The sequence below is a fragment of the Methylobacterium sp. PvP105 genome, assembly GCF_017876975.1.
GTDB lineage: Bacteria > Pseudomonadota > Alphaproteobacteria > Rhizobiales > Beijerinckiaceae > Methylobacterium > Methylobacterium radiotolerans.
In genome coordinates, this window is record NZ_JAGIPA010000001.1 from 2592372 (window position 1) to 2618362 (window position 25991).

Genomic DNA, 25991 nt, shown 5'->3' on the forward strand with positions numbered 1-25991 from the left:
CTCGCGAACAATGCCCGTCGTGGACATGCGCAGCCGGCCGACCTTCCTGCACAGATTCTTCGGCGCCGAGCCGGACACGCCCGAGTTCGGCGTGGCCCGCTGGCTCAATGCCCGGGTCGGCAGCCGGGAGGTGGAGCACTTCACCCGCGGCGCGACGATCGAGGGCTTCCGTGCCGAGATGGACGGGGCCGGCATCGACGTCGCCGTCATGGTCGCCCGCTCGGTCCCGGGGGTGCGGGTCTCGAACGACGCCCTGGCGGAGGCCGCCCGGCACGACCCGAGGCGGCTGATCGGCATCGCCTCGGTGGATCCGGTGAAGCTCGGCCGCAAGGCCGCCCTCGCGGAGGCGCGGCGCGCCGTGACCGAGCTCGGCTTCAAGGGCATCAACCTCGATGCCGGCTTCTACCGCGAGGCCATGCGGGCCGACGACGAGCGCCTGATGCCGCTCTACGAGCTGTGCCAGGAGCTCGAGGTCCCGGCCTTCGTGATGTCGGGGCCGACGACGCCGGACCTGCGCCTCAACGACCCGCTCGCCGTCGACCGGGTCGCCAGGACCTTCCCGGCGCTGCCGATCGTGTGCTGCCACGGGTTCTACCCGCACGTCGCCGACATGGTGACGGTGGCGTTCCGCAACGCGAACGTCTTCGTCTCGCCCGACATGTACACGTTCGCGCCGGGCGGCGGCCTCTACGTCGAGGCGGCGAACGGGTTCATGAAGGACCAGTTCCTGTTCGGCTCCTCGTTCCCGTTCCGCCCGATGGGCCAGGGCGTCGCGGATTTCCGCGGCCTCGGCCTGTCCGAGGAGGCCCTGGAGGCCGCCCTCTGGCGCAACGCCGACCGGCTCCTCGGGCTCGGCCTCGCCGCGTAGGGAAAGCCCGGTTCGGGAGGTCCGGGACCTTTCGCGGGCGCGGCCCGCATGTCGGGGCACTGCCCCGACACCCCGCCGAAGGGCCGAGCCCTTCGGGATCCCGCGTCAGGCTGCGCGAACCCGGGTGAGGAAGGTCTCGACCGCGCCGCGCAGATCGCCCGCCTGCCGGGACAGGTCGGCCGCCGCGTGCAGCACCTGGGCCGAGCCCTGGCTCGCGGTGCCGGCCGCCGCGCCGACGCCCGCCATGTGCTTCGAGACCCCGCTTGTGTCCTGCGAGGTCTGCGCGGTAGTCCGGGCGATCTCCGCGGTGGCCGCGCCCTGCTGCTCGACCATGGCGGCGATCTCGGCGCCGATCCGGGCGAGGTCGCGGATCACCGCGGTGATGCCGCCGATCGACCGGACCGAGGCCTCGGTCGATCCGGTGATCTCCGAGACCTTGCCGGCGATCTCCTCGGTGGCCCGGGCGGTCTGCTCCGCGAGGTGCTTGACCTCGGCGGCGACCACCGCGAAGCCGCGGCCGGCCTCCCCGGCGCGCGCCGCCTCGATGGTGGCGTTGAGCGCCAGCAGGTTGGTCTGGCCGGCGATCTGCGAGATGATCGCGACGATCTCCCCGATGCTGCCGGCCGCCTGGGCGAGGCGGTGGACTTCCCCGGCCATGCCGTCCGCGCTCCGCGTGGCGGCCGCCGCGAGGTCCGCCGAGGACCCGACCTGCACGCCGATCTCCCGGACCGAGGCGGTGAGCTCCTCGGTGGCCGCCGCCACCGTGTCGGCCGAGCGGGCAGCCGAATCGGCCGACACCGCCACCGCCCGGCTGAGATCGGTCGTGTCCTGGGCGGCGCGGGCCATCCCGTGCGCGGAGGCCTCCAGCTGGGCCGCCGCCGCCGAGACGGCCGCGACGATCCCGCCGACCTGGCGCTCGAAGCTGTCGGCGAGGCCGAGGGCGGCCGCGCGCTGGGCCGCCGCGGTCTCGGCGGCGAGCCGCTCCTGCGCGGCCCGGGCCGCCCGGCGCTCGGCGACGCTGTCGCGGAACGCCAGGGCGGCGGCGGCGATCGCCCGGACCTCGCGCGGCCCGCCGGTCGGGATGGTCAGGTCGGCCGTGCCCGCGTCCCGGCCGATCGCGGTCAGCACCCCGGCCATCCGGGAGAGCGGACGGGCGATGGCCGTGCCGAGCCAGACCGCGAGGCCGGCCGAGAGGGCGAACAGGGCGAGGCCGCCGGCGGCCCAGAGGGACAGCATCCGCCCGGCGCGGGCGTGCACCGCCCCCGCGGCCGCCACCAGGTCGGCGGTGAGCCGGTCCTCCACGCCCTTCAGGGCGTCGATGCGCTGCGTGGCGAGGCGGAACCACGCCGGCGCGTCGCGGAAGGCGAGGGGCGTCCCCGGCATCGTCTCCTGCGCGACCGTCCGCAGGCGCGCGACCTCGCGGGCCGGCCCGGTCGCCTCCGCGGCGTCGAGCAGGTGCGCCTGCCCGGCCTCGGCCCCGGCCCGGAACAGGCCGGCATAGGTCGCCTGCTCGGCCGCGAGGGTCGCGAGGCGGCGGGCGGCCGCGAGGTCGAGGTTGCCGGAGGCGAAGACCGCCGCGGCGACGGCCCGCTCCTGGCCGGCCGCCTCCTTCAGCGCCAGGAAGGCCGCGTAGGCGTTCGCCCGGGCGGCGAGGCCGGCCTCGTCGATCGCGCCGCCCATGGCCCGCACCAGCCCGAGCCCCTCCCCGATCAGGCCCGTGTAGTAGGCCACGGCCTGCGGCGTGGCCGCCGTCAGGGCGTCGACGGCCCGGCGCTGCGCGGCCAGTCCGGTGAGCGCCTGCGCGAAGCCCTCGCTCCGGGCCGCGAAGACCGGCCCGAAGCCCGTCGCGGCGGTCACGGCCTCGGGCAGTCCGGCGAGCGCCGCGTCGGTGCGCCTGCGCTGGGCCGCCAGTTCCGGACCGAACTGCGCGCCCTGCGCGCCCAGGAACAGGCTCGAGGCCCCGCGCTCCCGCTGGGCCTCGTGCACGAAGGCGCTGATCCGGGAGGCGAGGCCGACCAGGCCCTCAACCCGGTCCATCTCGGCCCGCCGCGCCCACTGGTCCGACACGGCGAGGCCGGCCGCCCCCGCGAAGGCGAGGCACGGGGCGAGCGCCACCGCCAGGATGCGGGCGCGGAGCGAGGCGAGGATCGGCATCGGAAGATCTGGAACCGTCCGGCAGGAGACGCGCCACCTTCCGGCCAAGTCATAAAAATCCGGTTATGGGTCTCGCGCGGATCCGGGACCGGTCTGCCCAATCAGGCGGCGTTTTGGGCCGCATCTGCCAATTCGACGTGCAGATCTCCCCAGGTCTTCAGCGCGCGGATGACCGGCTCGAGGGACCGCCCCCGCTCGGTCAGGCTGTATTCGACCTTCGGGGGAACCTCGGCATAGACCGTCCGGGTGATCAGGCCGTCGGCTTCCATTTCGCGCAACTGGTTCGTGAGCATGCGCTGGGTCACGCTGGCGAGGCGCCGCCGGATCTCGTTGAACCGCAGGGTCCCCTCCAGCAGGTGATAGAGGATCACGCCCTTCCACTTGCCGTCGATGAGCCGGAGCGTCGCCTCGACGGCGCAGCCGGGGCTGCAGGCCCCCGTGTGGCGGCGGGTGCGGGGCATGGGCGTCTCCGACGGTATCGTTTCCGGCACTAGCGGCGTTTTATGTGCGTACTTGCGGCCCGTGAAGGCGGGCGGCATCTCCTGCGGCGACAGCCCGAGGAGATCACCATGCGCGCCGTCGGCTACCGCAAGTCCCTGCCGATCACCGATCCCGAAGCCCTGGTCGACCTCGACCTGCCCCAGCCGGCGCCCGGCCCGCTGGACCTGCTGGTGAAGGTCGAGGCGGTCTCGGTGAACCCCGTCGACACCAAGGTCCGGCGGCGGGCCGAGCCGGAGGCCGGCGGCGCCAAGGTGCTCGGCTGGGACGCGGCCGGCACCGTCGTCGCCGCCGGCGCGGAGGTCCAGGGCTTCGCCGCGGGCGACGCGGTGTTCTACGCGGGCGACCTCACCCGGCCGGGGACGAACGCCCAGTTCCACTGCGTCGATGCCCGCATCGTCGGGCGCAAGCCCGCGCGCCTCGACTGGGCGCAGGCCGCCGCCCTGCCGCTCACCGCGATCACCGCCTGGGAGACGCTGTTCGACCGGCTCGACACGGGCAAGCCGGTTCCGGGCGCCGCCCCGGCGATCCTGATCGTCGGCGGCGCGGGGGGCGTCGGCTCGGTGGCCATCCAGCTCGCCCGGGAACTCACCGACCTCACCGTGATCGCCACCGCGTCGCGGCCCGAGACGGCGGCCTGGTGCCGGGACCTCGGCGCCCACCACGTGGTCGACCATTCCAAGCCCCTGGCGGCCGAGGTGGCGGCCCTGGGGCTCGGCGCGCCGGGCCTCGTCTTCTCCACGACCAACACCGACGCGCACCTCGCCGCGATCGTCGAGCTCATCGCCCCGCAGGGCCGCCTCGCCCTGATCGACGATCCGGAGCGCCTCGATGTCGGGCTCCTCAAGCGCAAGAGCCTGTCGCTGCACTGGGAGTTCATGTTCACCCGCTCGATGTTCGCCACCGCCGACATCGCTGCCCAGGGCGCGCTCCTCGACGAGGTCGCCCGCCTCATTGATTCGGGCCGCCTGCGCACCACCCTGGGAGAGCATTACGGGCGGATCGACGCCGCGAATCTCCGGCGCGCCCACGGCCTGATCGAGAGCGGGCGCGCCAGGGGCAAGATCGTGCTCGAAGGCTTCTCGGAGTGAGGACGCGATGACGGAGGCGGCGGGGACCGGGATCTTCGACGTGGCGGCACTGGCGGCGGCGCTGCCCGACAGCGCCGGGACCCTCCTGGTCGACACCTACCTGACCGACCGGGAGGCCGCGAGCGCCCGGGTGTTCCGGGTCTACCGGCCGACGCCGCCGCACTACCACGCCACCTGCGACGAGTACCTCTACTGCCTCTCGGGCCGGGGCACCTTCTGGATGCGCGATCCCGCCGCGGTGACCGCGTTCGGCCCCGGCCAGCTCCTGTTCTTCGAGAAGGGCACGGTCCACGCGATGCCGGCGCTCGAGCCCGGGGACCCGGTGGTGTTCCTGTCGATCGACACGCCCCGCCGGGCGCCGACCGACATCATCTTCGTGAACCCGGAGGACGGGACGCCGGCCAGCTTCATGGCGCGCAACGCGGAGGGTTGAGGTCAGACCCGCAGGGAGCGCCCGGCCGCCGCCACGCCGACGAGCAGGATCGCCACGATCAGGAGCGCCGCGGGAAGGCCGAGCGCCTGCGCGGCGAAGCCGATCAGGGCCGGGCCCGCCAGCACCCCGGCATAGCCCAGCGTCGTCACCGCCGGCACCGCCACGCGCGCGGCCATCGCCCTCTGGCGGCCGGCCGCCGTGAACAGGACCGGGACGATGTTGGCGCAGCCCGCCCCGACCAGCGCGTAGCCGGCGAGTGCCGCCTCCCAGGCCGGGACGAGGACCGAGAGCGCGAGGCCGACGGCCGCCAGCAGGCCGCCGAGGACGACCACGCTCCGGCGCCCGAGCCGGGCCACGACCCGGTCGCCCGCGAGCCGGCCGACCGTCATCGTCACCGAGAAGGCCGCGTAGCCGAGCGCCGCCCAGGCCGGATCGAGCCCCCGCTGCTGGATCAGGAAGACCGCGCTCCAGTCGAGGGCCGAGCCCTCGGTGAGGAACACCACGAAGCAGAGCAGGCCCAGGACCAGCACCGGGCCGCGGGGCAGCGCGAAGGCGGGGCCGCCGCGCGCCCCTCCCCTGTCCGGCGGCAGGATGCCGGGCCAGGCGGCGGCGAACAGGGCCGCGATGCCGGCGGTCAGGAGCAGCACGCTCCAGCCCGCGCCGAGGCCCGCCGCCAGCAGGCCGCTGGCGATCAGCGCCCCCAGGATGCAGCCGAGGCTGTAGAGGCCGTGGAAGCCCGACATCATCGGGTGCCCGCTCCGGCGCTCCACCGCGACCGCCTGCAGGTTCATGACGCAGTCCACCGCCCCCATCCCGGCCCCGAACAGCAGCAGCCCCAGGGTGAGCGTCACGAGCCCCGAGGCCGCGGCCAGCACCGGGAGGGCGAGGCCGAGGGCCAGCGTGCCGGCGAGCAGGACCGGCCGGAAGCCGAGCCGCGCGGCCGCCACCCCGGCGCTCGGCATCGCCAGGATCGAGCCGATGCCGAAGGTGAGGAGCAGCAGGCCGAGCCCCGCCGCGTCGAGGCCGGCGCGGTCCTTCACCAGCGGCACCAGCGGCGCCCAGGTGGCGTTGGCGATGCCGACGATCAGGAACAGCAGCCGCGTGGACAGCCTCTGCCGGGCCGCGGCCCGGTCGTCGGCCCCCGGGATGGCGACCGGATCGGTCAGGTCGAGTGCTGGCATCGATGCCTGTCGGGACTTGGATCTGTGGGCGGGATTGGGCGATGTGGATCTCAACTCCCGCGGTGCAACACCGAAGGTGGGCCAAGGTTTGGCGAATCGAGATCCGGCGAACCCGGGGCCGCCGGACTCCGATCGCGGCCGTTGGCTGCACGTCGTCGCCCGCGCAAGCGAAGGGGCCCGGCGCGCGGCTCGTCAGCGTGGCGCCATCCGGATTGCTTCGCTGCGCGCAAAGACGGCTGCGCGTTCACCGAGCGGTTGCCGACGTACGCGTTTCGTTCTAGCAAGGGCGGCGCATGACGGGCCTGCGTCCCGCCGGCCACATCTTGCCGTGAGCCCCCGCGGGCTCGACATGAGGCCGGTGCGGCGGCTGGCCCGCGCGCGAATCCGACTCTGACCGCGTCGACGCCTCGAAAGACCGCCGCTCTCATGGCCAAAGCCCAAGCTGGAAGTCGTGTCGCAAGCCGCGCCGGCGCCGCCAAAGCCGCTCCCAAGGCGCCCCTCAAGGCAGCCTCGACGAAGGCAGGCTCAACGAAGGCGGCCCTGCCGAGACAGGCCCGCGCGAAGGGCGAAGCGCCCGCGGCCCGGACCGAGGCCGCCATCGACGCCAGGCTGGAGGCCCTGTTCGACGCCGCGCCGGCCCCCGTCGAGGACCGGCGGGTCATCGCGATCCGCGGCGCCCGGGAGCACAATCTCAAGAACGTCGACCTGACCATCCCCCGGGACAAGCTCGTGGTGTTCACCGGGCTGTCGGGCTCGGGCAAGTCGTCGCTCGCCTTCGACACGATCTACGCCGAGGGGCAGCGCCGCTACGTCGAGTCGCTCTCGGCCTACGCTCGCCAGTTCCTGGAGATGATGTCGAAGCCCGACGTCGACCAGATCGACGGGCTGTCGCCGGCCATCTCCATCGAGCAGAAGACCACCTCCAAGAATCCCCGCTCCACCGTGGGGACGGTCACCGAGATCTACGACTACATGCGCCTGCTCTGGGCGCGGGTCGGCATCCCCTACTCGCCGGCCACCGGCCTGCCGATCGAGAGCCAGACCGTCCAGCAGATGGTCGACCGCGTGCTGGAACTGCCGGAGAAGACCCGGCTCTACCTGCTCGCGCCGGTGGTCCGCGGGCGGAAAGGCGAGTACCGCAAGGAAATCGCCGAGTACCAGAAGAAGGGCTTCCAGCGTCTGCGCGTGAACGGCGAGTACTACGCCATCGACGACGTGCCCAAGCTCGACAAGAAGTTCAAGCACGACATCGACGTGGTGGTCGACCGGATCGTGGTCCGCGCCGATATCGGCTCGCGCCTCGCCGAATCCTTCGAGACGGCGCTGGAGCTCGCCGACGGCGTCGCCGAGATCGTGTTCGCCGACGCCCCCGAGGGCGAGGCGCCCCGGACCATCACCTTCTCGTCGCGGTTCGCCTGCCCGGTCTCGGGCTTCACCATCGCGGAGATCGAGCCGCGTCTGTTCTCGTTCAACAACCCGTTCGGCGCCTGCCCGACCTGCAGCGGCATCGGCCACGAGATGCGGATCGATCCCGAACTGGTGATCTCCGACCCGGCCCTGAGCCTGAAGCGCGGCGCGGTCGGCCCCTGGGCGAAGTCGACCTCGCCCTATTACGGTCAGACCCTGGAGGCGCTGGCCGAGCATTTCGGCTTCAAGACGGGCGTCCCCTGGCAGAGCCTGTCGGAGACCGCCCGCGCCATCGTGCTCTACGGCTCGGGCAAGCAGTCGATCCGCTTCGCCTACGACGACGGGTTGCGCAAGTACACGGTCAACAAGCCGTTCGAGGGCGTGATCCCGAACCTGGAGCGCCGCTATAAGGAGAGCGACTCGGACGCCGTCCGGGAGGAGATCGGGCGCTTCATGAGCGAGACGCCCTGCGCCGCCTGCGGCGGCAAGCGGCTGAAGCCCGAGGCGCTCGCCGTGAAGGTCGCCATGGCGGACATCGCCGACGTCACGGCCCTCTCGGTGAGCGAGGCGCACCGCTGGTTCTCGGAGCTGCCGGAGAAGCTGACCGCCAAGCAGAACGAGATCGCGGTCCGGATCCTGAAAGAGATCCGCGACCGGCTGACCTTCCTGGTGGATGTCGGCCTGGAATACCTGACGCTCGCCCGCGGCTCCGGCTCGCTCTCGGGCGGCGAGAGCCAGCGCATCCGGCTCGCCTCGCAGATCGGCTCGGGGCTGACCGGCGTGCTCTACGTGCTGGACGAGCCCTCGATCGGCCTGCACCAGCGCGACAACGAGCGGCTGCTCGGCACGCTCAAGCGCCTGCGCGACCTCGGCAACTCGGTGATCGTGGTCGAGCACGACGAGGACGCGATCCTGCAGGCCGATTACGTGGTCGATGTCGGGCCGGGCGCCGGCATCCACGGCGGCGAGATCATCGCGCAGGGGACGCCCGCCGAGGTGCTGGCGAATCCCGCCTCGCTCACCGCCAAGTATCTCACCGGCGCGATGTCCGTGCGCACCCCGACCGCGCGCCGCAAGGGCCGGAAGGGCAAGCTCGGGCTGTTCGGCGCCCGGGGCAACAATCTGAAGGACGTGGATGTCGAGATCCCGCTCGGCACCTTCACCTGCATCACCGGCGTGTCCGGGGGCGGCAAGTCGACCCTGGTGATCGACACGCTCTATAAGGCGGTGGCGAAGAAGCTGAACGGCGCCCTGGAGCACCCGGCGCCCTACGGGCGGCTGGAGGGGCTGGAGCACCTCGACAAGGTCATCGACATCGACCAGTCGCCGATCGGGCGCACCCCGCGCTCGAACCCCGCCACCTATATCGGCGCCTTCACGCCGATCCGCGACTGGTTCGCGGGCCTGCCCGAGGCCAAGGCCCGCGGCTACCAGCCCGGGCGGTTCTCGTTCAACGTCAAGGGCGGGCGCTGCGAGGCCTGCTCGGGCGACGGCGTCATCAAGATCGAGATGCACTTCCTGCCGGACGTCTACGTCACCTGCGACGTCTGCAAGGGCAAGCGCTACGACCGCGAGACCCTGGAGGTGAAGTACAGGGGCAAGTCGATCGCCGACGTGCTCGATTCCACCGTCGAGGAGGCGGCCGAGCTGTTCAAGGCGGTGCCGGCGATCCGCGACAAGCTCGAGACCCTGAAGCGGGTCGGCCTGCACTACGTCCATGTCGGCCAGCAGGCCACCACCCTGTCGGGGGGCGAGGCGCAGCGGGTGAAGCTCTCCAAGGAGCTGTCGAAGCGCGCCACCGGCCGCACCCTCTACATCCTCGACGAGCCGACCACCGGCCTGCACTTCCACGACGTCGCCAAGCTCATGGAGGTCCTCCACGAGCTGGTCGACCAGGGCAACACGGTGGTGGTGATCGAGCACAACCTCGAAGTGATCAAGACCGCCGACTGGGTGATCGACATGGGCCCCGAGGGCGGCGACGGCGGTGGCCGGGTGGTGGCCCAGGGGACGCCCGAGGCGATCGCGCGCGCGACCGCGAGCCATACCGGCCGGTTCCTGCGCGAGGTGCTGGAGCGGCGCCCCGCCTCACCGGCGAGCCGCGGTCGCGCCGCGGAGTAGCGCGGCGGACCGTCCCGCTCGGCGGCCGTCTCCGGATTGGCCCGCCCCGCCGGCCGATCCCGGCGCGGCAGTTTCTGCCGGATGCGGTCCGGAACCTGCCCGAGCGGGCGGTGATTCGAGCCGCGGGGCGCGGGTCCGAACCGGTTGCCGGCCGGTCCGGCGCCGGATTCTGGACGCCGCGTCCGGACCGGCCGCCTGCCCGATCGCCGCCCCGACCTTGCCGGATTCTCCCGCCGCCCGGCCCGACAACAGCTTGACCGTTCAACGATATTTTGCCGGACCCCGCGTTCGAGCAGGGTCTGTGGACAGTGTTGCATCGCCGCAAAAATGCGGCTTTTGCGCAACGGTTCGGCTGGTTGTGGCGTTTCGGCGAGCATTCCACTGTCTTTCCGCAGGTCTCTGTAGAATAGTCGCAGACGTTGAGACGGGCAGGCTCCGTGGGGGCGCTCGGCAGGTCCGAAGCCGGCAGCCGCGATAGGCGAGCAGACCGGCAGGGAAGTGCCGAATGCGGGACGGACGCCGTGTGACCTTGGGAAGGAATGAGAAAATGATGAAGAACTGGCTCGCGGCCGGCACGGTCGCGCTGACGGTCGGCATGACCTCGACGATCGCTCAGGCACAGACCACGACCATTCCGGGCGAGCAGGTCGGTCTGGCCACCGGCGCGCCGCTGCCGGAAGGCCTCTACGCCATCAACACGTTCATCTACCGTCGCACCGATGGGCCGAACACGGCCGATACCGCCGTCAACATCCCTGTCCTGGTCTGGTCGACCCCGCTGGTGCCGTTCGGCGGCCGCATCGAGCTGCTCGTGGCACCCCCGACCGTCTTTGTGTTCACCCGCAACCCGGCGGGCGTGCGCAACAAGGACATCTCGATCAACGTCGGCACCTTCGTCGGCGGCGTCTGGGCGTTCGACCTGGGCAACAACTTTGGCGTCAGCTTGCTCGGCGGCACATATCTGAACGACCTCAACGGCGACCGCGGCTCGCTCGGCACTGGCCTTGGCGGAACGCCGCTTCTGCCGCAGCTCTCCTCCAACACCTACCGCTTCGGCGTCGCCGGCAGCTACACGGGTAACGGCTGGAACATCACCGCCAACCTGACCGCCAACATCTACGACTCGCCCGGCCGCTTCCCCGGCCAGGTCGGCGCCGCCATTGGCCCGCTCCACCTTTCGGACGCCCTGAACTTCGACTTCACGGCAACGAAGAAGTTCGGCAACTTCGAGATCGGTCCGATCGCCTACGGCACCTACAACTTCGACATCAGCCAGTACAGCGCGGCGGTTGGCAACCGCGGCCGCTTCGCAGTCGGCGGCCTCATCGGTTACGACTTCAAGCTCTTCTCTGTTCAAGCTTATGTCGGCCGCGATGTCGTGACTGGCGACACCTACCGGACCGCTTTTGGCCAGCCTCGGTCCAACTACTCGACGGACGGGTTCCTCCGCTTCATTGTGCCGCTGTACTCGCCGACCCCGGCTCCCGCTCCGGAGCCTGTTGCCATTGTTCGCAAGTACTGAGACCCTCCCGAGACGCCGGGCTCCCCGCCGCCGCGCGGCGGGGGCTCCCGGATCTCCGACAGGCCGTCCCCCGGGACGGCGCGCCGCCCGGCCCCGCCGGGCGGTTTTTTGTTGTGCCGGCCCCGCCGCGGGCCGCCCCGCGCGGGCCCGGCCATGGGTCGCAACCGGCCGCGGGTGACGCGGGCGGCGCGGACATCCTATGGTGTGCCGATTGCGCGGCTCCGGGGCCGACCGGGGCGCAGGCGGACGAGCCGAAGGAATGTCATGGCGACGCAGGGCGAGTGGAAGATCCCCGCGCAGGCCCAGCCCAGGCCCGCGGATTACGGCTACGACCTCGACCGGGCGCTCTCCGCCGTCCTGGCCCTGTCGGCGCGGATCCCGGAGAGCGCGTTCACGGCCGAGACGCTCGGCACCGAGCGCGCCGGCAACGGCGTGGTGATCCGCGAGGACGGGCTGGTGCTCACCATCGGCTACCTCGTCACCGAGGCCGAGAGCGTCTGGCTCACCACCCGGGACGGCCGCTCGGTGCCCGGCCACGTCCTCGGCTTCGATGCCGCCACGGGCTTCGGCCTGGTCCAGGCGCTCGGCGATCTCGGCGTGCCGGCCCTCCCGCTCGGCCGCTCGGCCGGGCTGAAGACCGGTGACCGGGCCGTGCTGGCGGGGGCGGGCGGGCGGCAGCGCTGCGTCGCCGTCGAGGTGGTCGCCCGGCAGGAATTCGCCGGCTACTGGGAATACGTCCTCGACGAGGCCCTGTTCACCGCCCCCGCCCACCCGCACTGGGGCGGCACCGCGCTGATCGGTCCCCAGGGCGACCTGCTCGGCATCGGCTCGCTGCAGCTGCAGCAGGGCGGCGCCGGCGCGGCGCGGCCGATCAACATGGTCGTGCCCATCGACCTGCTGACGCCGATCCTCGAGGACCTCGCCACGCGCGGGCGCGCCAACCGGCCGCCGCGCCCCTGGCTCGGCCTCTACGCCACCGAGAGCGAGGAGGGCATCGTCGTCATGGGCCTCGCCGACAACGGCCCGGCCGAGACCGGCGGCCTCCAGGCCGGGGACGTGATCGAGGCGGTGGCCGGCGAGCCGGTGGCCGATCTCGCCGCCCTGTTCCGCAGCGTCTGGGCCCTCGGCGAGGCCGGGGTGCGGGTCCCCCTCACGATCCGCCGGGAGGGACGCGGGGTGAAGCTCGCCCTCGTCTCCGGGGACCGGGAGCGGTTCCTGCGCACGCCCTCGCTGCACTGAGCCCGCAGCGCGCAACTTTCGCGCGGCGGGCGGCGTTGCCGCGGGTGCCGTCGCGGGTCTGTACCGGACACAACCTACGGCTCAGCGACGGTTCAGGTGGCGGGACCGAATCTGCAACCACCGGCTCCCGATCCGCCGGAAGCGTTGAGGAGATCCAGTCATGACGATTCTGAGCGCACCGCGCGCGAAGGCGCTCGTGATGGCCGCCGCGGTCGCGGGCGGCCTCGGGCTCGCGGGGTCCGCCGAGGCGGCCGGGGGCTGCGGCCCCGGCTTCCACCCCAATCCCTGGGGCATCTGCCGGCCGAACTGGGGCCCCCGGCCCTACGGCTACTGGCGGCGCCCGATCTACTACGGCGGGTACGGCGGCTATTACCGGCCGCGGCCGTTCTACCGGCCCTACGGCTTCTACGGGCCGCGCCCGTTCTACTGAGCCCGGTCCGGGCACGCGTGAGACGCCGGGAGGGCGTCCCGCCGACCGGTGGGGCGCCCTTCGCGCGTGCGGGGAGCCCCGCGCGACCCCGCATGCGCACAAAGAATGACCATTCGGAAACCTTGCCGGTTTCTTAAGCCGGTTATGCAATTCCCGCAGGTCTGGTGCTTGACCTTGCGCCTCCTGCTGCGCTGCGGTCGGATTATATGTGCGTTGCACCAACAAGAGGCAGCGATGCGCAATGGGGCGCCATCGTCTGCCTGAGCAGAGGTCACAGCACACCATGTCCGCCGCCCGTAGCGTCCTGAGCCGCGTCCGCGCCTATCTCCGGTACCGCGACACCGTCTCCCAGCTGTCCCGCCTGTCGGACCGCGATCTTGCCGATCTCGGCATCAACCGCAGCGAGATCCGCGGCGTCGCCCGCGTCTGATCCCAGCGCCCGAGTCACAGCACCCGAGACGAACGTCCCGAAGGACCGCCGCCCGTTGATCCGGACGGCGGTCCTTCGCTATTCTCAGACATGACACAGATCATCCACATCGTCGGCGGCGGTCTCGCCGGATCCGAGGCCGCCTGGCAGGTGGCCGAAGCCGGGCACCGCGCGGTGATCCACGAGATGCGCCCCGTGCGCGGCACCGAGGCGCATCGGACGGACGGCCTGGCCGAACTCGTCTGCTCGAACTCGTTCCGGTCCGACGACCCCGAGGGCAACGCCGTCGGGCTGCTGCACCAGGAGATGCGCAGCTTGGGCTCGCTGATCATGCGGGCGGCCGACACTAACCAGGTGCCGGCGGGCGGGGCGCTGGCGGTCGACCGCGAGGGCTTCTCCGCCGCGGTGACCCGGGCCCTGGAGCAGCACCCCAACGTCACCCTCGTCCGCGGGGAGGTCGAGGGCCTGCCGCCGGAGGCATGGGGCCCCTGCATCGTCGCCACCGGCCCGCTCACGGCGCCGGCGCTGGCCGAGGGCATCCGCGGGCTCACCGGCGCCGAGTCGCTGGCCTTCTTCGACGCGATCGCGCCGATCGTCCACCGCGACTCGATCGACATGGACGTGGCGTGGTTCCAGTCCCGCTACGACAAGCCGGGACCCGGCGGCACGGGCGCGGACTACCTCAACTGCCCGATGAGCCGTGAGCAGTACGACACCTTCGTGGCCGCCCTCGTGGCGGGCGAGAAGATCGGGTTCAAGCAGTGGGAGGGCACGCCCTATTTCGACGGCTGCCTGCCCGTCGAGGTCATGGCCGAGCGCGGCCCCGAGACCCTGCGCCACGGGCCGATGAAGCCCGTGGGGCTCACCAATCCCCGCGACCCGCTGGTCAAGCCCTGCGCGATCGTGCAGCTGCGCCAGGACAACGCGCTGGGCACCCTGTACAACATGGTCGGCTTCCAGACGAAGCTGACCTATTCCGAGCAGGTCCGGATCTTCCGCATGATCCCCGGCCTGGAGCGGGCCGAGTTCGCCCGCCTCGGGGGCCTGCACCGCAACACCTATCTCGACAGCCCGCGCCTCCTCGACGCCACCCTCCGGCTGAGGGCCCGGCCCTCCTTACGCTTCGCCGGCCAGATCACCGGCTGCGAGGGCTACGTCGAGAGCGCCGCGGTCGGGCTGATGGCCGGCCGCTTCGCCGTCGCGGAGGCGGCCGGCCGGCCGCTCGCCCCCCTGCCCCAGAGCACGGCCCTCGGCGCGCTCATCGCCCACATCACCGGCGGCCACCTGATGGCGGACGGCGAGGCCAACGCCCCGCGCTCGTTCCAGCCGATGAACGTCAATTTCGGCCTGTTCCCGCCGCTCGAGCGGGCCCCCCGCAACGAGACCGGCCGGCGCCTGCGCGGGCCCGAGAAGGCGGCGCTGAAGAAGCGCGCGCTCACCGACCGGGCCCGGGCCGATCTCGCTCTCTGGTTGGAGGGCGCGCGGGACGGTGCGGCGAGACCTGCGGCTGCGGAATAGCTAGCCGCACGGGGCTTGCACCGCCCGAGGCCTCATCATCCTGGGCGCACCATGACCGCGATCGACACCCGAGCCTTCCTGGCCGACCTGTACGAGCTGCGCGAGATCGGCCGGTTCCGCACCGGCGTCCACCGGCCGACCTTCTCGGCCGCGGACATGGAATCCCGCCGCTGGCTGATGGCCCGGCTCGAGGCCTGCGGCCTGGACGCTTCCATCGACGGGATCGGCAACGTGCTGGGGCGCCACCGCGGCCCCGGCCCGCACCTGCTGGTCGGCAGCCACATCGAGACGCAGAACGAGGCCGGCTGGCTCGACGGGGCGCTGGGCGTCGTGGCCGGGGTGGCGCTGGCCCGCGCCGGGCTGCCCGTCGACGTCGTCGCCTTCGCGGACGAGGAGGGGCACTTCTCCGGCGGCTTCCTGGGCAGCCGCTCGGCGATCGGCGACCTGACCGAGGCCGAGATGGACGAGGCCCGCAACCGCACCGACGGCACGCCGCTTCGCGCGGCGCTCGCGGGTGCCGGCCTCGCCGGCCTGCCCCGGATGCGGCTCGACCCGGCCCGCTACCGCGGCTTCCTGGAGATGCACATCGAGCAAGGGACGCAGCTCGAATCCGCCGGCCTGCATCTCGGCGTGGTGAGCGGCATCGTGGCGATCTGGCAGTTCCGGATCGATTTCGCCGGCAACCAGGACCATGCCGGCGGCACCACCATGGCGGAGCGCCGGGATGCGGGCCTCTCGGCGGTGCGGCTGCTGGCGGCGATCGACCGGGAGTTCCCGAAGGTCTGCGGCCCGCGCAGCACCTGGACGACGGGGCGGATCACCCTGGATCCCGGCGGCTTCAGCATCATCCCGGGCCGGGCCGAGGTGTATTTCCAGTTCCGCGACGTGGCGATGCCGGTGCTGGAGCGGATGGAGGCCTGCCTGGAGGCGCTGGTGCGGGAATCGAACCGGCGCGAGCGCTGCCCGGCCACCCTGACGGCCCTGGCGAAGGCGGTCCCCGCCCCCTGCGACCCGGCCCTGATGCGCGCCCTCTCGGAGGCCGCCGAGAGCGTCTGCCCCGGCTCGTGGCAGGTGATGCCGTCGGGCGCCGGTCACGACGCCCAGAACGTCGCCCGGATCCTGCCGGCCGCGATGCTGTTCGTGCCCTCGATCGGCGGCATCAGCCACCACTGGGCGGAGGACACCGCCGACGCCGACCTCGCCCTCGGGGTGCGGGCCCTCGGCGACGCGGCGGCGCGGGTGCTGGCGGGCTGAGCGCGCCGCCCCGGACGCCCGCCGCGGCGCGTTCCGGCGGGCCCCGGGCCTCAGGCGCCCGGTATCAGCGACTGGATCGGGATCCGCTCCGGGCGGTATTCCTGCATGCCCCCGGCGATCCGCTCCTCGACGGCGTCGATGAACTTCTCCGGGTCGGTGATCGAGCACTGGCGCAGGTCCCAGAAGGCGTAGCGCCACCATTGCACCTTCAGGTAGCGCTCGATCAGCGCGTCGGGGAAGCGCATCTTCACGATCCGGGCGGGGCTGCCGGCCACGATCGCGTAGGGCGGCACGTCCTTGGTCACCACCGCCATGGCGCCGATCACCGCCCCGTCGCCGATCGTGATGTCGGGCATCAGGAAGGCGCCGTGGCCGATGTAGACGTCGTTGCCGATGCGCACGCGCTTGGGCCAGAGATACGGTCCGCAGATCTCGTAATCCTCCGCCCGCGGGTCGAGGCGGTCGAACACGGCCGAGTGGTGCGTGTAGAACAGCGGCGAGGTCGAGCCGCACTGGACCGGGTGGCTGCCGCGCCCGACCTGGACGCTCTCGCCGATCGAGCAGTAGCGGGCGATGTCGGCGCCGAAATAGTAGCCGCTCACCGCGTACGAGAACGCCCCCATGGTGAGGCAGTAATCGACGCCCATCCACTTGATGCTGCACGGCGGCTCGAAGACGCAATCCTCCGGCAGGCCGAACGGGGCCGGGTGCAGCACCGAGATGCCGCGCCGCAGCATCTCCTGCTTCATGTCCTCGTTGACGGAGATCATGCGGCGTCCTCGTCGATGGGGTGTCGGGTTCCGGCCGGCGCCGGGTCCAGGCCGTAATAGTCGCGCCTCAGGTCCCCGTAGGTGGCGGCCCGGATCGGCACGGTGAGCCGGCCGGCGGCCGAGACGTCGATGGCGAGCAGCCGGTCGTTGAAGGCGGCCGGATCGGTGGCCAGCGCGCCGGGGAGCAGGTGCCCGTTCGGGTAGGCGCGCAGCCGCTCGGCCGGGGCGCCGAGGTCGAAGGCCGCCACCGGCAGGCCGGTGCGCAGCGCCAGGGTCAGCGCGTACGAGTAGGTCTCGGGCCAGATCGCCGGCAGCAGCACGAGATCGGCCGAGAGCCGCCAGACCAGGTCCAGGGCCTCGTGGTCGCCGGAATAGCGCCCGGTCTGGGCGACCCCGACGCGCTCCAGGCCGATCGCCAGGGCCGGATCCGAGTAGCCCACGATCGCGAAGTGCAGCGGCAGGTCGCGGTCCTGCGCGTCGGTGGCGAGCGCCTGCAGGAACAGGCCGCCCTTCGTGGCGCTGATCGCGCCGAGCACGGCGACGCGGCGGACGCGGCCGGGCCGCTGCAGGGCGGTCGAGCGCACCGACCGCTCCGGCTCGACGTGCGGCCGCACCGTGACGACGAGGTCCGGGTACACCGCCCGGATCCGGGCTGCCGTGTCGCAGGACGGCGCGAACACCCGCGCGGCGCCGGCCAGGAACGCCCCGAACGCCGCCCGCCGCTCGCCCGGATCCGGCTCCTCGAACCCGTCCGCGTCCACCGCCAGGCACGACCGGCACTCGCTGACCGGCGCCAGGCCGCAGTAGCGCCCGTCCGGCTGCACCAGGTGGTTGCGGTGGCATACCGGCGAGTAGTCGTGCAGCGTCCACGCGTAGGGACGCCCCGCGCCCGCCACCACCGCCATCAGCGCCCGCGCCGCGCCCCAGCGCAGTCCCGCCAGCGAGTGCACGTGGATCAGCACCGGCGCCAGCTGCCCGACGAAGTCGGCGAGCTCGGCCGCGTCCCGCGGCAGGTACAGGCTGTCGAGGTTGGGCAGGTACAGGAACTCGGGGCCGCGATACGAGACGTGGACCTCGAGGTTGCGGGTCCGGTCGATCTGCAGCAGCACCACGCTCAGGCCCTCGGCCCGGGCCTGCGCGACCATGTCGTCGATGTGCCGCTGGATGCCCCCGCCCCAGCTGTGCGTCACGTAGAGCAGCGCCCGCCCCGAGAAGTGCCGGGCCAGCCGCGCCCGGTCGAGCCGCGCCCGCCCGCGCCGGCCGGGATCGGCCTGGACGAACTGCCCGACCCGGGCCGGGTAGTCGGGGTGCTTGGCCAGCAGCGCCGCCTGGCCCTGGTCGTACTCGCCGCCCGCGTCGAGCCCGAACGAGATCTGGCCGGCATGGTGGACGAACACGTCCTCGGCGAGCAGGTTGACGAAGCCGGCCTTGGTGGCGCGCAGGCACCAGTCGTTCTCCTCGCCGTAGCCCTTACCGAAGGCCTCGGCGTCGAGGTCGCCGACCGCGTCGAGGGCGGCGGCGGTGATGTACATGCAGAAGCCGACGCCGGTGGGCACGGGCACGGCGCGGCCGCGGTTGACCTGCGCGGCCACGCGGTCGAGGTCGGGCCGGGCGATCTCGAGCGGCATGGTGTTGTTGGCGTTGAAGCGCGGGTAGGAGCAGATCGTGGCGTTGTTGGACAGGGGCGTGACGCTGCCCACGGGCAGCCCCGCGCCCATTCCCGCCCCTGCGCCTGCCCCAGCCCCTGCCTCCGTGCCGGACCCGGCCCGAGGCTCGGCGTTGTGTTCGGCGTGGGCGACGAGGCGGTCGAGCCAGTCGCCGAAGACTTCAGCGTCGGAGTTGAGCAGGACGACGGCGCGGCCCTGGCGCAGGCCGAGGGCGCGGTTGACCGAGCGGACGAAGCCGAGGTTCTGCTCGTTCTCGACGAGGTGGAACAGGCCGCGGGCGGCGAGGGCGGCGAGCTCCGCGGTGAGTTCCGGGTCGGGGGAGCGGTCGTTGACGGCGAGCAGGGTGAAGGGGGTGGCCTGGGGCGCCGACAGGCAGGCATGGATGGCGCGCAGGGTCTCGCCGCGGCCCTTGTAGACCGGGACGATGACGACGACGCGGGCCTGCGCGATGGGCAGGGCGCGGGGCAGGCGGTCCCACTCGTGGGCCGCCGGGGCTTCCATGGGCGGGTAGGTGCCGAGATCCTCGGGGCAGCCCATCAGCCCGGCGGCCCGGCCGGTGCGCACGTAGTGCAGGAACGGCGACTCCCCGGGCCCCAGCAGATGGCCGTAGGTCTCCCTGTAGAACGCGATGGAGAAGGTCTTGCTCGGGTCGCGCCCCTCGTGCTGGCCGTAGGCGACGAAGTGGGCGAGCGGCCCGCCGGGGGCGCCGGCGGCGTCGGGGTTGCGCTTGGCGTAGAAGGCGGCGTCGAAGAACGGCGCGACCGTCCGGGCCTCGTCGGCCAGAACCGCCTCCCGCGAGTCCGGCGTGCCGTAGCAGGGGTGGAAGGCACCGGCCGCGATGTCGGTGCCGTGCATCAGCGCCGTGGCGAGGAGGTGCGCGAGGGGCGCGAGGCCCGTCTCGCGCATCCCGGGATGCGCGTCGGCGTAGGCCTGCCCGTCGAAGTCGGGTCGGGGATTGCGGCCCGTCTTCCAGCCGGTGTCGCAGTAGTCGCGCACCGCGTCCTCCGCCTCGGACAGGCCGTAGCGCGCCCGGTAGAAGCCGTGGTCGAAATGCCCCGCCACCAGCCGCGCCTGCAGGTCCAGGAGCGCGTCCCGGTCGAGGGTCTCCCGCCCGATCGCCCCCAGCCAGCCGGTGTCCTCCACCGGCGCCCGCGCCGGCCGCAGCCCGCAGACCCGCAGCAGCGCCGCCAGCGTCGAGCGTCCCGGCCCGGGATCGCGCAGCTCCCGCCAGCCCGCCTCGGCGAAGTGCAGGAACGGCTCGCGCCCGCCCACGTCCGGGTAGGTCGCCCGGTACCAGTCCGCGTCCACCGCCGGCAGGTTCAGCCGGTGCGGCTCCGCGAACGGCTCGGCCCCCGTCAGCCGCGCCTCGGCGACGGTGCGGAAGAACGGGTCGTCCGCGACCGCCCGGCTGCCGGACCGCGCCTGCACGTAGCCGGCCGGGTCGAAGTCCGGCCGCGGGCCGATCCGCGCCCGCCAGCCCTCCGCCACGTAGTGGCGCAGCAGCGCGGCGTCCGAGGCCCCGGCCAGGGCCTCGGCCTGCGGCTCGGGCAGGCGCTGCCGGTAGTGGGCGGCGTCGAAGTAGGGGGCGAGCGTCTCGATCCGCAGGGCGAGCGCGGCGTCCGGGTCGGGCCGGGCGGGACCGCCGTGGAGGACGTAGTGGACCAGCGGGTTCTGGGTGGCGAAGGTGATCCCGCGGGTGAGGCAGTAGGCCAGGGTGTCGAATTGCGGCGCCGGCTCGCGGCCCTCGCGCCAGCCCGAGGCCATGTAGTGGTCGACCGGGTCGACGCCGGCGGCGGCGAGGTCGGGATTGCCGGCGAGGTAGAAGGCGCCGTCGACGAGGCGGCGGGCGAGGCGGTGGGCCTCGGCCGTGTCGGGCCTCGGCAGGGCGGCCGCCTCCCCCTCCCCTTCACGTCTGGCGCGCCGGCGCGCGAGGGCGTGCAGGAGCGGGTTGATGCCGGCGCGGGCGATGTGGGGATGGGCGGCGAGGTAGGCGGCGGAGTCGAAGTCGGGGCGCGGGTCGCGGCCCGCGCGCCAGCCGTGGACGAGGTAGTCGCGCACCGGGTCGGCCGCGATCCCGTACCAGCTCGCGTAGAACGCCGCGTCGACGTGCGGGGACAGGACGGCGATCAGGCGCGCCTCCAGGTCCGCGCCGGCCGCCGCGCCCGCCCAGCGGCGGTGCAGCGCCGACGGCGTGGCCAGCGGGTCGCGCAGCCGACCGAGGCGGCGTCGCATCCGCGTCAGGGCCGAGATCCGGCCGGTCCCGTCGGAGCCGCGGCGCATCTCAGGACTCTGCGGTGGGGCGTTCGCCGCGGGCCGTCACGGGGCGCGGGATCCGTCGGCCGCCCGCCAAGCGGGCGCGGTCGGGGCGCGGGGCTCTGATCGGGTCATGGGCGGCAGCTGGCGGGCAGCGTCGGAGGCGCGAGGCGGCGCGGGAACGATCGTCCTGTCGGACACCCGTCGCACTAACGGAACCGGCCGAGGCCGTAAACCGTGGGGCCCCATCGGCGCTGGCGCCGGAGGCCGCATCGGACGCCGCATCGGAGGCCGCGCCGCGCGACGGGCGCGACGGCCTTGCAGCCGACGGTATTTCGATATATCTGAAAATTAGTCATATCGAAATCGAGTCGAATCCATGCATCCCCGTCTCTCGGCCTTCCTCCGCGCCGATCCCTTCGACGCCTTCCGCGTCCGCGCCCATCGCGGCCCGATGGGCGGCGATCCACGCGGACGGCACGGGCCCCACGGCCACCCGGGTCGCGGGCCCGGCGAGCGCCGGATGTTCGGCCGCGGCGGCCGCGGCGACCTCGCGCGCTTCTTCGCCCACGGCGACCTGCGCCTCGTCATCCTCCACCTGATCGCCGAGAAGCCCCGCCACGGCTACGAGATCATCAAGGCGATCGAGGAGCGGGTCGGCGGCGCCTACAGCCCGAGCCCCGGAACCGTCTACCCGACGCTCACTCTCCTGGAGGAACTCGGCCACGTCACGGTGACCCCTGGGGAGGGCACCAAGCGGCTGCACACGATCACGCCGGAGGGGCAAGCCTTCCTGGACGGCAACCGCCCGATTCTCGAGGCGATCCTCGCCCGGATGGCGGAGGCCGAGGCCGCCCGGGGCGACGGTCCCCCGCCCTCGGTCGTGCGCGCCAAGGAGGGCCTGAAGCTCGCCCTGCAGATGCGGCTCGCCCGCGGCCCGCTCAGCGCCGAGCAGGCCGCCGCCATCACGGCCGCGCTGGAGGCGGCGACCGCCGCGGTGGAGCGGGCGTGACGGGCCGTCCCGCGACCGTCGCCGGGGCCTTTGCCGGACCCTTTACCGGGGCACGGCCGGTGCCCGATCCGCGGCCCGGCCGCCTCGTCCTCGGGATCACCCTGTTCCGGCCGCGGCCGGACCAGCTGGCGCGCGTCCGGGCCCTGGCCTCGGCCGGATACGCCGCGGTGATCGCCTTCGACAACGGCGGCCTCCCGGCCGGGGCGGCCGATCAACTCGCCCGGTCCGGCGTGACCCTGCTGTCGGAGGGCGCGAATCTCGGCATCGCCGAGGCGCTCAACCGGATCGCCGCTTCCGCCCGCGCCGCGGGGGCCGGAACCCTGCTCCTTCTCGACCAGGACGCCGAGCCGCCCGCGGATCTCGCCGCCGCGCTGCTGACGGCGCGGGACCGGCTGCGGGAGGCCGGGATCCCGGCGGCGGTGGTCGGCCCGGTCCCGGCGCCGGCACCGGGCCACAAGGCGCCCGCCTACCCGCCGCGTCCCGGCGCGCCGGCACGCGACGACCTCGCCCCGGTGCAGTTCCTGGCGACCTCGGGCTCGCTCATCGACCTCGACGCCTTCGCGCGGGTCGGGCCCTTCCGCGGCGACTTCTTCATCGACGGGGTCGAGCTCGAATGGTGCTTCCGTGCCTGGAGCCTCGGCTACGGCTGCTACCAGACCGACGCCGTCGCGATCCCGCACCGCGTCGGCGGCGGGACGGTCCGGGCCTTCGGGATCACGATGCCGCGCCAGCCCCTGTTCCGCATGGCGACCTACCTGCGCAACGCGATCTACGCGTGGCGGCTGCCGCACGTGCCGCTGCGCTGGAAGCTCGCCCAGGCCGCCTACCTGCCGCTCCAGGCCGGGCTGTACTGGGCGGATTCGGGCTGGCGGCCCGCCGTGCTGCTCAGGCTCCTCGCGGCCGCCCGCGACGGCGCCCTCGGCCGCCTCGGGCCGCCCCGGGACCTGCCGTGACCGACCGCCCTGCCCTCGACGTGGTGATCGTCAACTGGAACGGCGGCTCGCTGCTGCGCGCCTGCCTCGCGAGCCTCGCGGCCGCGCGGGACGCCGCGGCCGTGCAGGTCACCGTGGTGGACAACGCCTCCACGGACGGCTCCGCCGAGACCCTGCCCGCCCTGCCCCGCCCGCTCCGGCTGATCCAGAACGCCGCGAATCTCGGCTTCGGCCGGGCCTGCGACCAGGGCGCCGCCGCCGGCGACGCCCCCGCGATCCTGTTCCTGAACCCGGACACGCAGGTCGCGCCCGACGCGCTCGGCGTGGCTCTGGCCGCCCTGACGGCCGATCGGCGGACCGGGATCGTCGGCGCGCGGCTCGTCGATCCGGACGGGCGGACCGCGCGCTCCTGCGCGCGGGCGCCCTCGGCGCTGGGCCTCGTCGGCCGCGCCCTGGCGCTGGACCGCCTGGGCCTCGTGCGGCCGCACTTCCTGCGCGAATGGGACCACGCGGAGGACCGCGCCGTCGACCAGGTGATGGGCGCCTTCCTGATGATCCGCCGCGACCTGTTCCGGGCGCTCGGCGGGTTCGACCCGCGCTTCTTCGTCTACTGGGAGGATGCCGACCTCTGCGCCCGGGCCCGGGCGGCGGGCTTCGCGGTGCGGCACGTGGCCGGGGCGGTCGCCCACCATGTCGGCCAGGGCACGACCCGGCAGGTGCGGGCGCGGCGGCTGTTCTACTTCCTGCGCAGCCAGATCCTCTATGCCGGCAAGCACCACGGCGCCGGGACGGCCCTCGCCCTGGCGGCGGCGAGCTTCGGCGCGCAGGTGCCCCTGCGGCTCGCCCTGGCCCTCGCCCGTCGCTCCCCCCGGGAGGCCGCGGAGGTCCTGCGGGCGGCGGGCCTCCTGGCCGCGGCGTTGCCGGGGCTCGTGCCGGACCTCCTGCGCGCCGCGCGCGCGCGGCGCGCGGCTTGAGCGGGATGGCGATGCCGCGCGCCCTCGGCGCGGAGGCCGGCCGCCCGGTCGACCCCGCCGGGGCCGCGGCGGCCCCCGGGATGCGGCCGTGAACCTGCCGGTCACCGGCGGCGGCCGGTTCTGGGCCCGCGCCTTCCTGGGCCTCGGCCTCCCGGCCTGCCTCGCGCTGGCCTGGATCGGCCTGCCCGGCGAGCCGGCCGCCCTCGCCCTCGCCTTCGCCCGCATCGCGGCGTTCCTGAGCCTGGGGCTCGCCGCCCTGGCCCTGGCGACCCGGGGACGGGCCGCGCTGTTCGCGCTGCTGTGCTGCCCGGCCTCGCTCGCGGCCGCCTCCGGCCCGGACGGGCCCGTCCTGGCGCTGGCGGCGCTCGCGGCCGCGCTGCTCAGCCCCCGGCCGATGACGGGCCGGCGCAGATCGGCGCGCCGCGCCGGAGCGGCGCTGGCGATCGGCCTGGTGGTGCTGGCGCGGCCGGCCTGCGCGCCGCTCGCGGGGATGCTGCTGGTGCCGTTCCCACCTCCGGGGCGGCTGGCCCGCGCCTGCCGGGACCGGCTGCCGCTCGCCGTGTTCGCCCTGCTGCCGGCCCTCCCGGCCGCGAGCCTCGGACTGCCGCACCCCGCCGGCGCGGGGGACGGATTCGGGTCCCTGCCCGTCCCGCTGCCCGGGATCCTCTACGCGCTCTGGGCCGCCGCGCTGCTGGTGCCGCCCTTCGCGCTGCGGCGGGGGCCCCTTCCCCCGCTCGCGGAGCGGCTGTGGCTCTCGGGGGGCGCGCTGCTCGGCCTCTGGCTGACGGTGCTGGCGCAGGCCCTCGCCCCGGCGGCCGGCCACGGCGGGTTGCAGGTCCGGGATCTGCTGCCGCTGGTGCCGATGCTGATCCTGGCCTTCGCCCGGGGGCAGATCGGCACCGCGGCGACCCTGCGCTGGCCGGCCCTGCTCCCGGTGCTGGCCGCCGCCCTCGACGCGGTGGTGCTGCCGATGATCGCGCTGCGGGCGTAGCGGGCTCTCAGTCCCGGTCCAGGAAGTCCAGGAGCGCCCGGTTGAAGGCCTCGGGCCGGGTGACGCTGTGGGCGTGGCCGCCCTCCGGGGCGAGGGCGAGCCGGGCGTTGGGCAGCGCCGCCGCCAGCCGCTCGGACCGGGTGTAGGGCACCAGCACGTCGTCCCGGGCGGCCATCACCAGGGTCTCGTGGCCGATCGCTCCGAGGCGGTCGGCGATGGCGAAGCCCTCCAGGGCGGCGATGCGCGTCAGCACGGTCTCGGCGCCGGGAAAATGCGCCAGGGCCTGCGCCTCGTCGGCCTCGACCCGCTCGGCCTGCGCGGAGAGCCACGCCGCCGGGTACAGGAAGATCGCCTGCGCCCGCACGTAGGCCTCCGGTCCGCCCCCGGCCAGGATCGCCCGGCGGGCCGCGAAGCAGCGGCGCGTGGCCGGGTCCAGGGCGTCCCAGCCGTTGATCACCACGACCCGCCCGACCCGGTCGGGCGCGTCCAAAGCCATCTGGAGGGCGATCAGACCGCCCAGCGCGTGGCCGACCACGTCGGCCCGCTCGATCCCGGCCGCGTCCAGCACCGCGCGCGCGTCCCGCGCCATGGCGGGGACGTCGTGGTCCGACGCGAGCCGGCCGGGCGAGCGCCCGGTGCCGCGATGGTCGTAGGTGACGACCCGGAACCGCGCGGTCAGGGCCGCCATCTGCGGCGCGAAGTAGCCCGCCGCGCCGCCGAGCCCCGGCGAGAGCAGCACCGGCCGACCGCCCGCCGGGCCCGCCACAGCGTGGTGGAGCGGGCCCATCAGCGGCCGATATGGGCGATCGCGGCGATCTCCACGCGGGCCTCGGGCTTCACGAGGCCGCACTGGATGCAGTAGCGCGCGGGCTTCTCGCCCGGGAAATACTCGGCGTAGACGGCGTTGATCGCCGCGTAGTCGGCCCAGTCCGCCAGGAAGACGTGGTTGAAGGTGACGTCGTCCATCGTGCCGCCCGCGGCCTCGACCACGCCCTTGATGGTCTCCAGCACGTGGCGGGTCTGGGCCGCCGCGTCGCCGACATGGACCACGTTGGCCTCCGCGTCCAGCGGCAGCGTGCCCGAGACGTACAGGACCCCGTCGGCCAGCGTGCCCGGCACGTAGGGGGCCAGCGGCTTGCCGGTTCCCGGCGGTATCACGACCTGCTTGGGCATTCCCCGCGCCTCCCGCGCTCGACCTGTCGGCTGGGCCGGGCAGGCCGCGCGGAGGGCCGCGTCGCGGCGGTCC

General features: G+C 73.8%; 21 protein-coding genes. 14 read left to right on the plus strand and 7 right to left on the minus strand.

All coding sequences use genetic code 11. The features are described 5' to 3' along the window. Window positions 1–10 precede the first annotated feature (10 nt). Entirely contained in the window at window positions 11–868 is an 858-nt protein-coding gene (locus J3A75_RS12410) for an amidohydrolase family protein (RefSeq protein WP_012318545.1), read from the plus strand. A gap of 105 nt (window positions 869–973) precedes the next feature. Here J3A75_RS12410 and J3A75_RS12415 read toward each other — a convergent pair whose 3' ends face one another. Both J3A75_RS12415 and J3A75_RS12420 read right to left on the minus strand, forming a co-directional pair. Continuing rightward, window positions 974–3022, minus strand: a complete 2049-nt coding sequence (locus J3A75_RS12415; protein WP_209650257.1) for a methyl-accepting chemotaxis protein — start codon at window positions 3020–3022, stop codon at window positions 974–976. Window positions 3023–3123: 101 nt separating this feature from the next. Next, the gene (locus J3A75_RS12420; protein WP_012318547.1) at window positions 3124–3483 is read right to left on the minus strand and encodes a winged helix-turn-helix transcriptional regulator; all 360 of its coding nucleotides are present in this window, start codon (window positions 3481–3483) and stop codon (window positions 3124–3126) included. Window positions 3484–3591: 108 nt separating this feature from the next. Here J3A75_RS12420 and J3A75_RS12425 point away from each other — a divergent pair, with 108 nt between their 5' ends. Together J3A75_RS12425 and J3A75_RS12430 are read left to right on the plus strand one after the other, a co-directional pair. Then, entirely contained in the window at window positions 3592–4611 is a 1020-nt protein-coding gene (locus tag J3A75_RS12425; protein ID WP_012318548.1) for a zinc-binding alcohol dehydrogenase family protein, read from the plus strand. A gap of 7 nt (window positions 4612–4618) precedes the next feature. Next, window positions 4619–5044, plus strand: a complete 426-nt coding sequence (locus J3A75_RS12430; protein WP_012318549.1) for a cupin domain-containing protein — start codon at window positions 4619–4621, stop codon at window positions 5042–5044. 2 nt (window positions 5045–5046) lie between these two features. Here the strand turns inward: J3A75_RS12430 and J3A75_RS12435 are convergent, their stop codons facing one another. Further along, window positions 5047–6225 (minus strand): MFS transporter, encoded by a 1179-nt coding sequence (locus tag J3A75_RS12435; protein ID WP_024830468.1) that lies wholly within the window; start codon window positions 6223–6225, stop codon window positions 5047–5049. Between the two features lie 426 nt (window positions 6226–6651). On the opposite strand from J3A75_RS12435, the gene uvrA reads away from it, so the two are divergent. The 7 genes from uvrA to J3A75_RS12470 all read left to right on the plus strand — a co-directional run bounded on the left by uvrA (window position 6652) and on the right by J3A75_RS12470 (window position 16146). Then, entirely contained in the window at window positions 6652–9753 is a 3102-nt protein-coding gene (gene uvrA, locus J3A75_RS12440) for an excinuclease ABC subunit UvrA (RefSeq protein ID WP_058606924.1), read from the plus strand. Between the two features lie 547 nt (window positions 9754–10300). Next, window positions 10301–11275, plus strand: coding sequence for a transporter (locus tag J3A75_RS12445; RefSeq protein ID WP_209650258.1), 975 nt, complete (start codon window positions 10301–10303; stop codon window positions 11273–11275). Window positions 11276–11539: 264 nt separating this feature from the next. Continuing rightward, entirely contained in the window at window positions 11540–12514 is a 975-nt protein-coding gene (locus J3A75_RS12450; protein WP_012318553.1) for a S1C family serine protease, read from the plus strand. 160 nt (window positions 12515–12674) lie between these two features. Next, window positions 12675–12944 (plus strand): GCG_CRPN prefix-to-repeats domain-containing protein, encoded by a 270-nt coding sequence (locus tag J3A75_RS12455; protein WP_012318554.1) that lies wholly within the window; start codon window positions 12675–12677, stop codon window positions 12942–12944. Between the two features lie 283 nt (window positions 12945–13227). Continuing rightward, a complete protein-coding gene (locus J3A75_RS12460; protein WP_012318555.1) occupies window positions 13228–13374 on the plus strand; it encodes a DUF1127 domain-containing protein in 147 nt (48 codons plus the stop codon). Between the two features lie 90 nt (window positions 13375–13464). Further along, window positions 13465–14892 carry a methylenetetrahydrofolate--tRNA-(uracil(54)-C(5))-methyltransferase (FADH(2)-oxidizing) TrmFO gene (trmFO, locus tag J3A75_RS12465; RefSeq protein ID WP_012318556.1) on the plus strand — a complete coding sequence of 476 codons (1428 nt, stop codon included), beginning with the start codon at window positions 13465–13467 and terminating at the stop codon, window positions 14890–14892. 51 nt (window positions 14893–14943) lie between these two features. Next, entirely contained in the window at window positions 14944–16146 is a 1203-nt protein-coding gene (locus J3A75_RS12470; protein WP_024830466.1) for a Zn-dependent hydrolase, read from the plus strand. A gap of 50 nt (window positions 16147–16196) precedes the next feature. On the opposite strand, the gene J3A75_RS37030 is transcribed toward J3A75_RS12470, so the two are convergent. Then, window positions 16197–16916: a CatB-related O-acetyltransferase gene (locus tag J3A75_RS37030; protein WP_012318558.1), complete on the minus strand. Its 720-nt coding sequence runs from the start codon at window positions 16914–16916 to the stop codon at window positions 16197–16199. Continuing rightward, the gene (locus J3A75_RS12480; RefSeq protein ID WP_209650259.1) at window positions 16913–20863 is read right to left on the minus strand and encodes a glycosyltransferase; all 3951 of its coding nucleotides are present in this window, start codon (window positions 20861–20863) and stop codon (window positions 16913–16915) included. The genes J3A75_RS37030 and J3A75_RS12480 overlap by 4 nt, the downstream gene beginning before the upstream one ends. A gap of 352 nt (window positions 20864–21215) precedes the next feature. Between J3A75_RS12480 and J3A75_RS12485 the strand changes: the two genes are divergently transcribed. The 4 genes from J3A75_RS12485 (at window position 21216) to J3A75_RS37035 (ending at window position 24745) form a co-directional block, all read left to right on the plus strand. After that, window positions 21216–21848 carry a PadR family transcriptional regulator gene (locus J3A75_RS12485; RefSeq protein ID WP_012318560.1) on the plus strand — a complete coding sequence of 211 codons (633 nt, stop codon included), beginning with the start codon at window positions 21216–21218 and terminating at the stop codon, window positions 21846–21848. After that, complete coding sequence (locus J3A75_RS12490; protein WP_012318561.1) at window positions 21845–22801, plus strand: glycosyltransferase family 2 protein; 957 nt, start codon at window positions 21845–21847, stop codon at window positions 22799–22801. The genes J3A75_RS12485 and J3A75_RS12490 overlap by 4 nt, the downstream gene beginning before the upstream one ends. Continuing rightward, on the plus strand, window positions 22798–23754 hold the full coding sequence (locus tag J3A75_RS12495) for a glycosyltransferase family 2 protein (protein ID WP_058608359.1): 957 nt from the start codon (window positions 22798–22800) through the stop codon (window positions 23752–23754). The genes J3A75_RS12490 and J3A75_RS12495 overlap by 4 nt, the downstream gene beginning before the upstream one ends. An 88-nt stretch (window positions 23755–23842) precedes the next feature. Continuing rightward, window positions 23843–24745, plus strand: coding sequence for a hypothetical protein (locus tag J3A75_RS37035; RefSeq protein WP_012318563.1), 903 nt, complete (start codon window positions 23843–23845; stop codon window positions 24743–24745). Between the two features lie 7 nt (window positions 24746–24752). Here J3A75_RS37035 and rutD read toward each other — a convergent pair whose 3' ends face one another. After that, complete coding sequence (gene rutD, locus J3A75_RS12505) at window positions 24753–25535, minus strand: pyrimidine utilization protein D (protein WP_209650924.1); 783 nt, start codon at window positions 25533–25535, stop codon at window positions 24753–24755. Continuing rightward, window positions 25532–25918, minus strand: a complete 387-nt coding sequence (rutC, locus tag J3A75_RS12510) for a pyrimidine utilization protein C (protein WP_012318565.1) — start codon at window positions 25916–25918, stop codon at window positions 25532–25534. The genes rutD and rutC overlap by 4 nt, the downstream gene beginning before the upstream one ends. Window positions 25919–25991: the final 73 nt, after the last annotated feature.

Excerpts from the sequence above, each read along its gene's own strand:
- uvrA (WP_058606924.1), top strand. The coding sequence starts at position 6,652 with ATGGCCAAAGCCCAAGCTGGAAGTCGTGTCGCAAGCCGCGCCGGCGCC.
- J3A75_RS12485 (WP_012318560.1), top strand. The coding sequence starts at position 21,216 with ATGCATCCCCGTCTCTCGGCCTTCCTCCGCGCCGATCCCTTCGACGCC.
- J3A75_RS37030 (WP_012318558.1), bottom strand. The coding sequence starts at position 16,916 with ATGATCTCCGTCAACGAGGACATGAAGCAGGAGATGCTGCGGCGCGGC.
- J3A75_RS12415 (WP_209650257.1), bottom strand. The coding sequence starts at position 3,022 with ATGCCGATCCTCGCCTCGCTCCGCGCCCGCATCCTGGCGGTGGCGCTC.
- J3A75_RS12460 (WP_012318555.1), top strand. The coding sequence starts at position 13,228 with ATGTCCGCCGCCCGTAGCGTCCTGAGCCGCGTCCGCGCCTATCTCCGG.
- J3A75_RS12480 (WP_209650259.1), bottom strand. The coding sequence starts at position 20,863 with ATGCGCCGCGGCTCCGACGGGACCGGCCGGATCTCGGCCCTGACGCGG.
- J3A75_RS12410 (WP_012318545.1), top strand. The coding sequence starts at position 11 with ATGCCCGTCGTGGACATGCGCAGCCGGCCGACCTTCCTGCACAGATTC.
- J3A75_RS12470 (WP_024830466.1), top strand. The coding sequence starts at position 14,944 with ATGACCGCGATCGACACCCGAGCCTTCCTGGCCGACCTGTACGAGCTG.
- J3A75_RS12430 (WP_012318549.1), top strand. The coding sequence starts at position 4,619 with ATGACGGAGGCGGCGGGGACCGGGATCTTCGACGTGGCGGCACTGGCG.
- J3A75_RS12445 (WP_209650258.1), top strand. The coding sequence starts at position 10,301 with ATGATGAAGAACTGGCTCGCGGCCGGCACGGTCGCGCTGACGGTCGGC.
- J3A75_RS12425 (WP_012318548.1), top strand. The coding sequence starts at position 3,592 with ATGCGCGCCGTCGGCTACCGCAAGTCCCTGCCGATCACCGATCCCGAA.
- trmFO (WP_012318556.1), top strand. The coding sequence starts at position 13,465 with ATGACACAGATCATCCACATCGTCGGCGGCGGTCTCGCCGGATCCGAG.
- J3A75_RS12420 (WP_012318547.1), bottom strand. The coding sequence starts at position 3,483 with ATGCCCCGCACCCGCCGCCACACGGGGGCCTGCAGCCCCGGCTGCGCC.
- J3A75_RS12435 (WP_024830468.1), bottom strand. The coding sequence starts at position 6,225 with ATGCCAGCACTCGACCTGACCGATCCGGTCGCCATCCCGGGGGCCGAC.
- J3A75_RS12450 (WP_012318553.1), top strand. The coding sequence starts at position 11,540 with ATGGCGACGCAGGGCGAGTGGAAGATCCCCGCGCAGGCCCAGCCCAGG.
- rutC (WP_012318565.1), bottom strand. The coding sequence starts at position 25,918 with ATGCCCAAGCAGGTCGTGATACCGCCGGGAACCGGCAAGCCGCTGGCC.
- J3A75_RS12455 (WP_012318554.1), top strand. The coding sequence starts at position 12,675 with ATGACGATTCTGAGCGCACCGCGCGCGAAGGCGCTCGTGATGGCCGCC.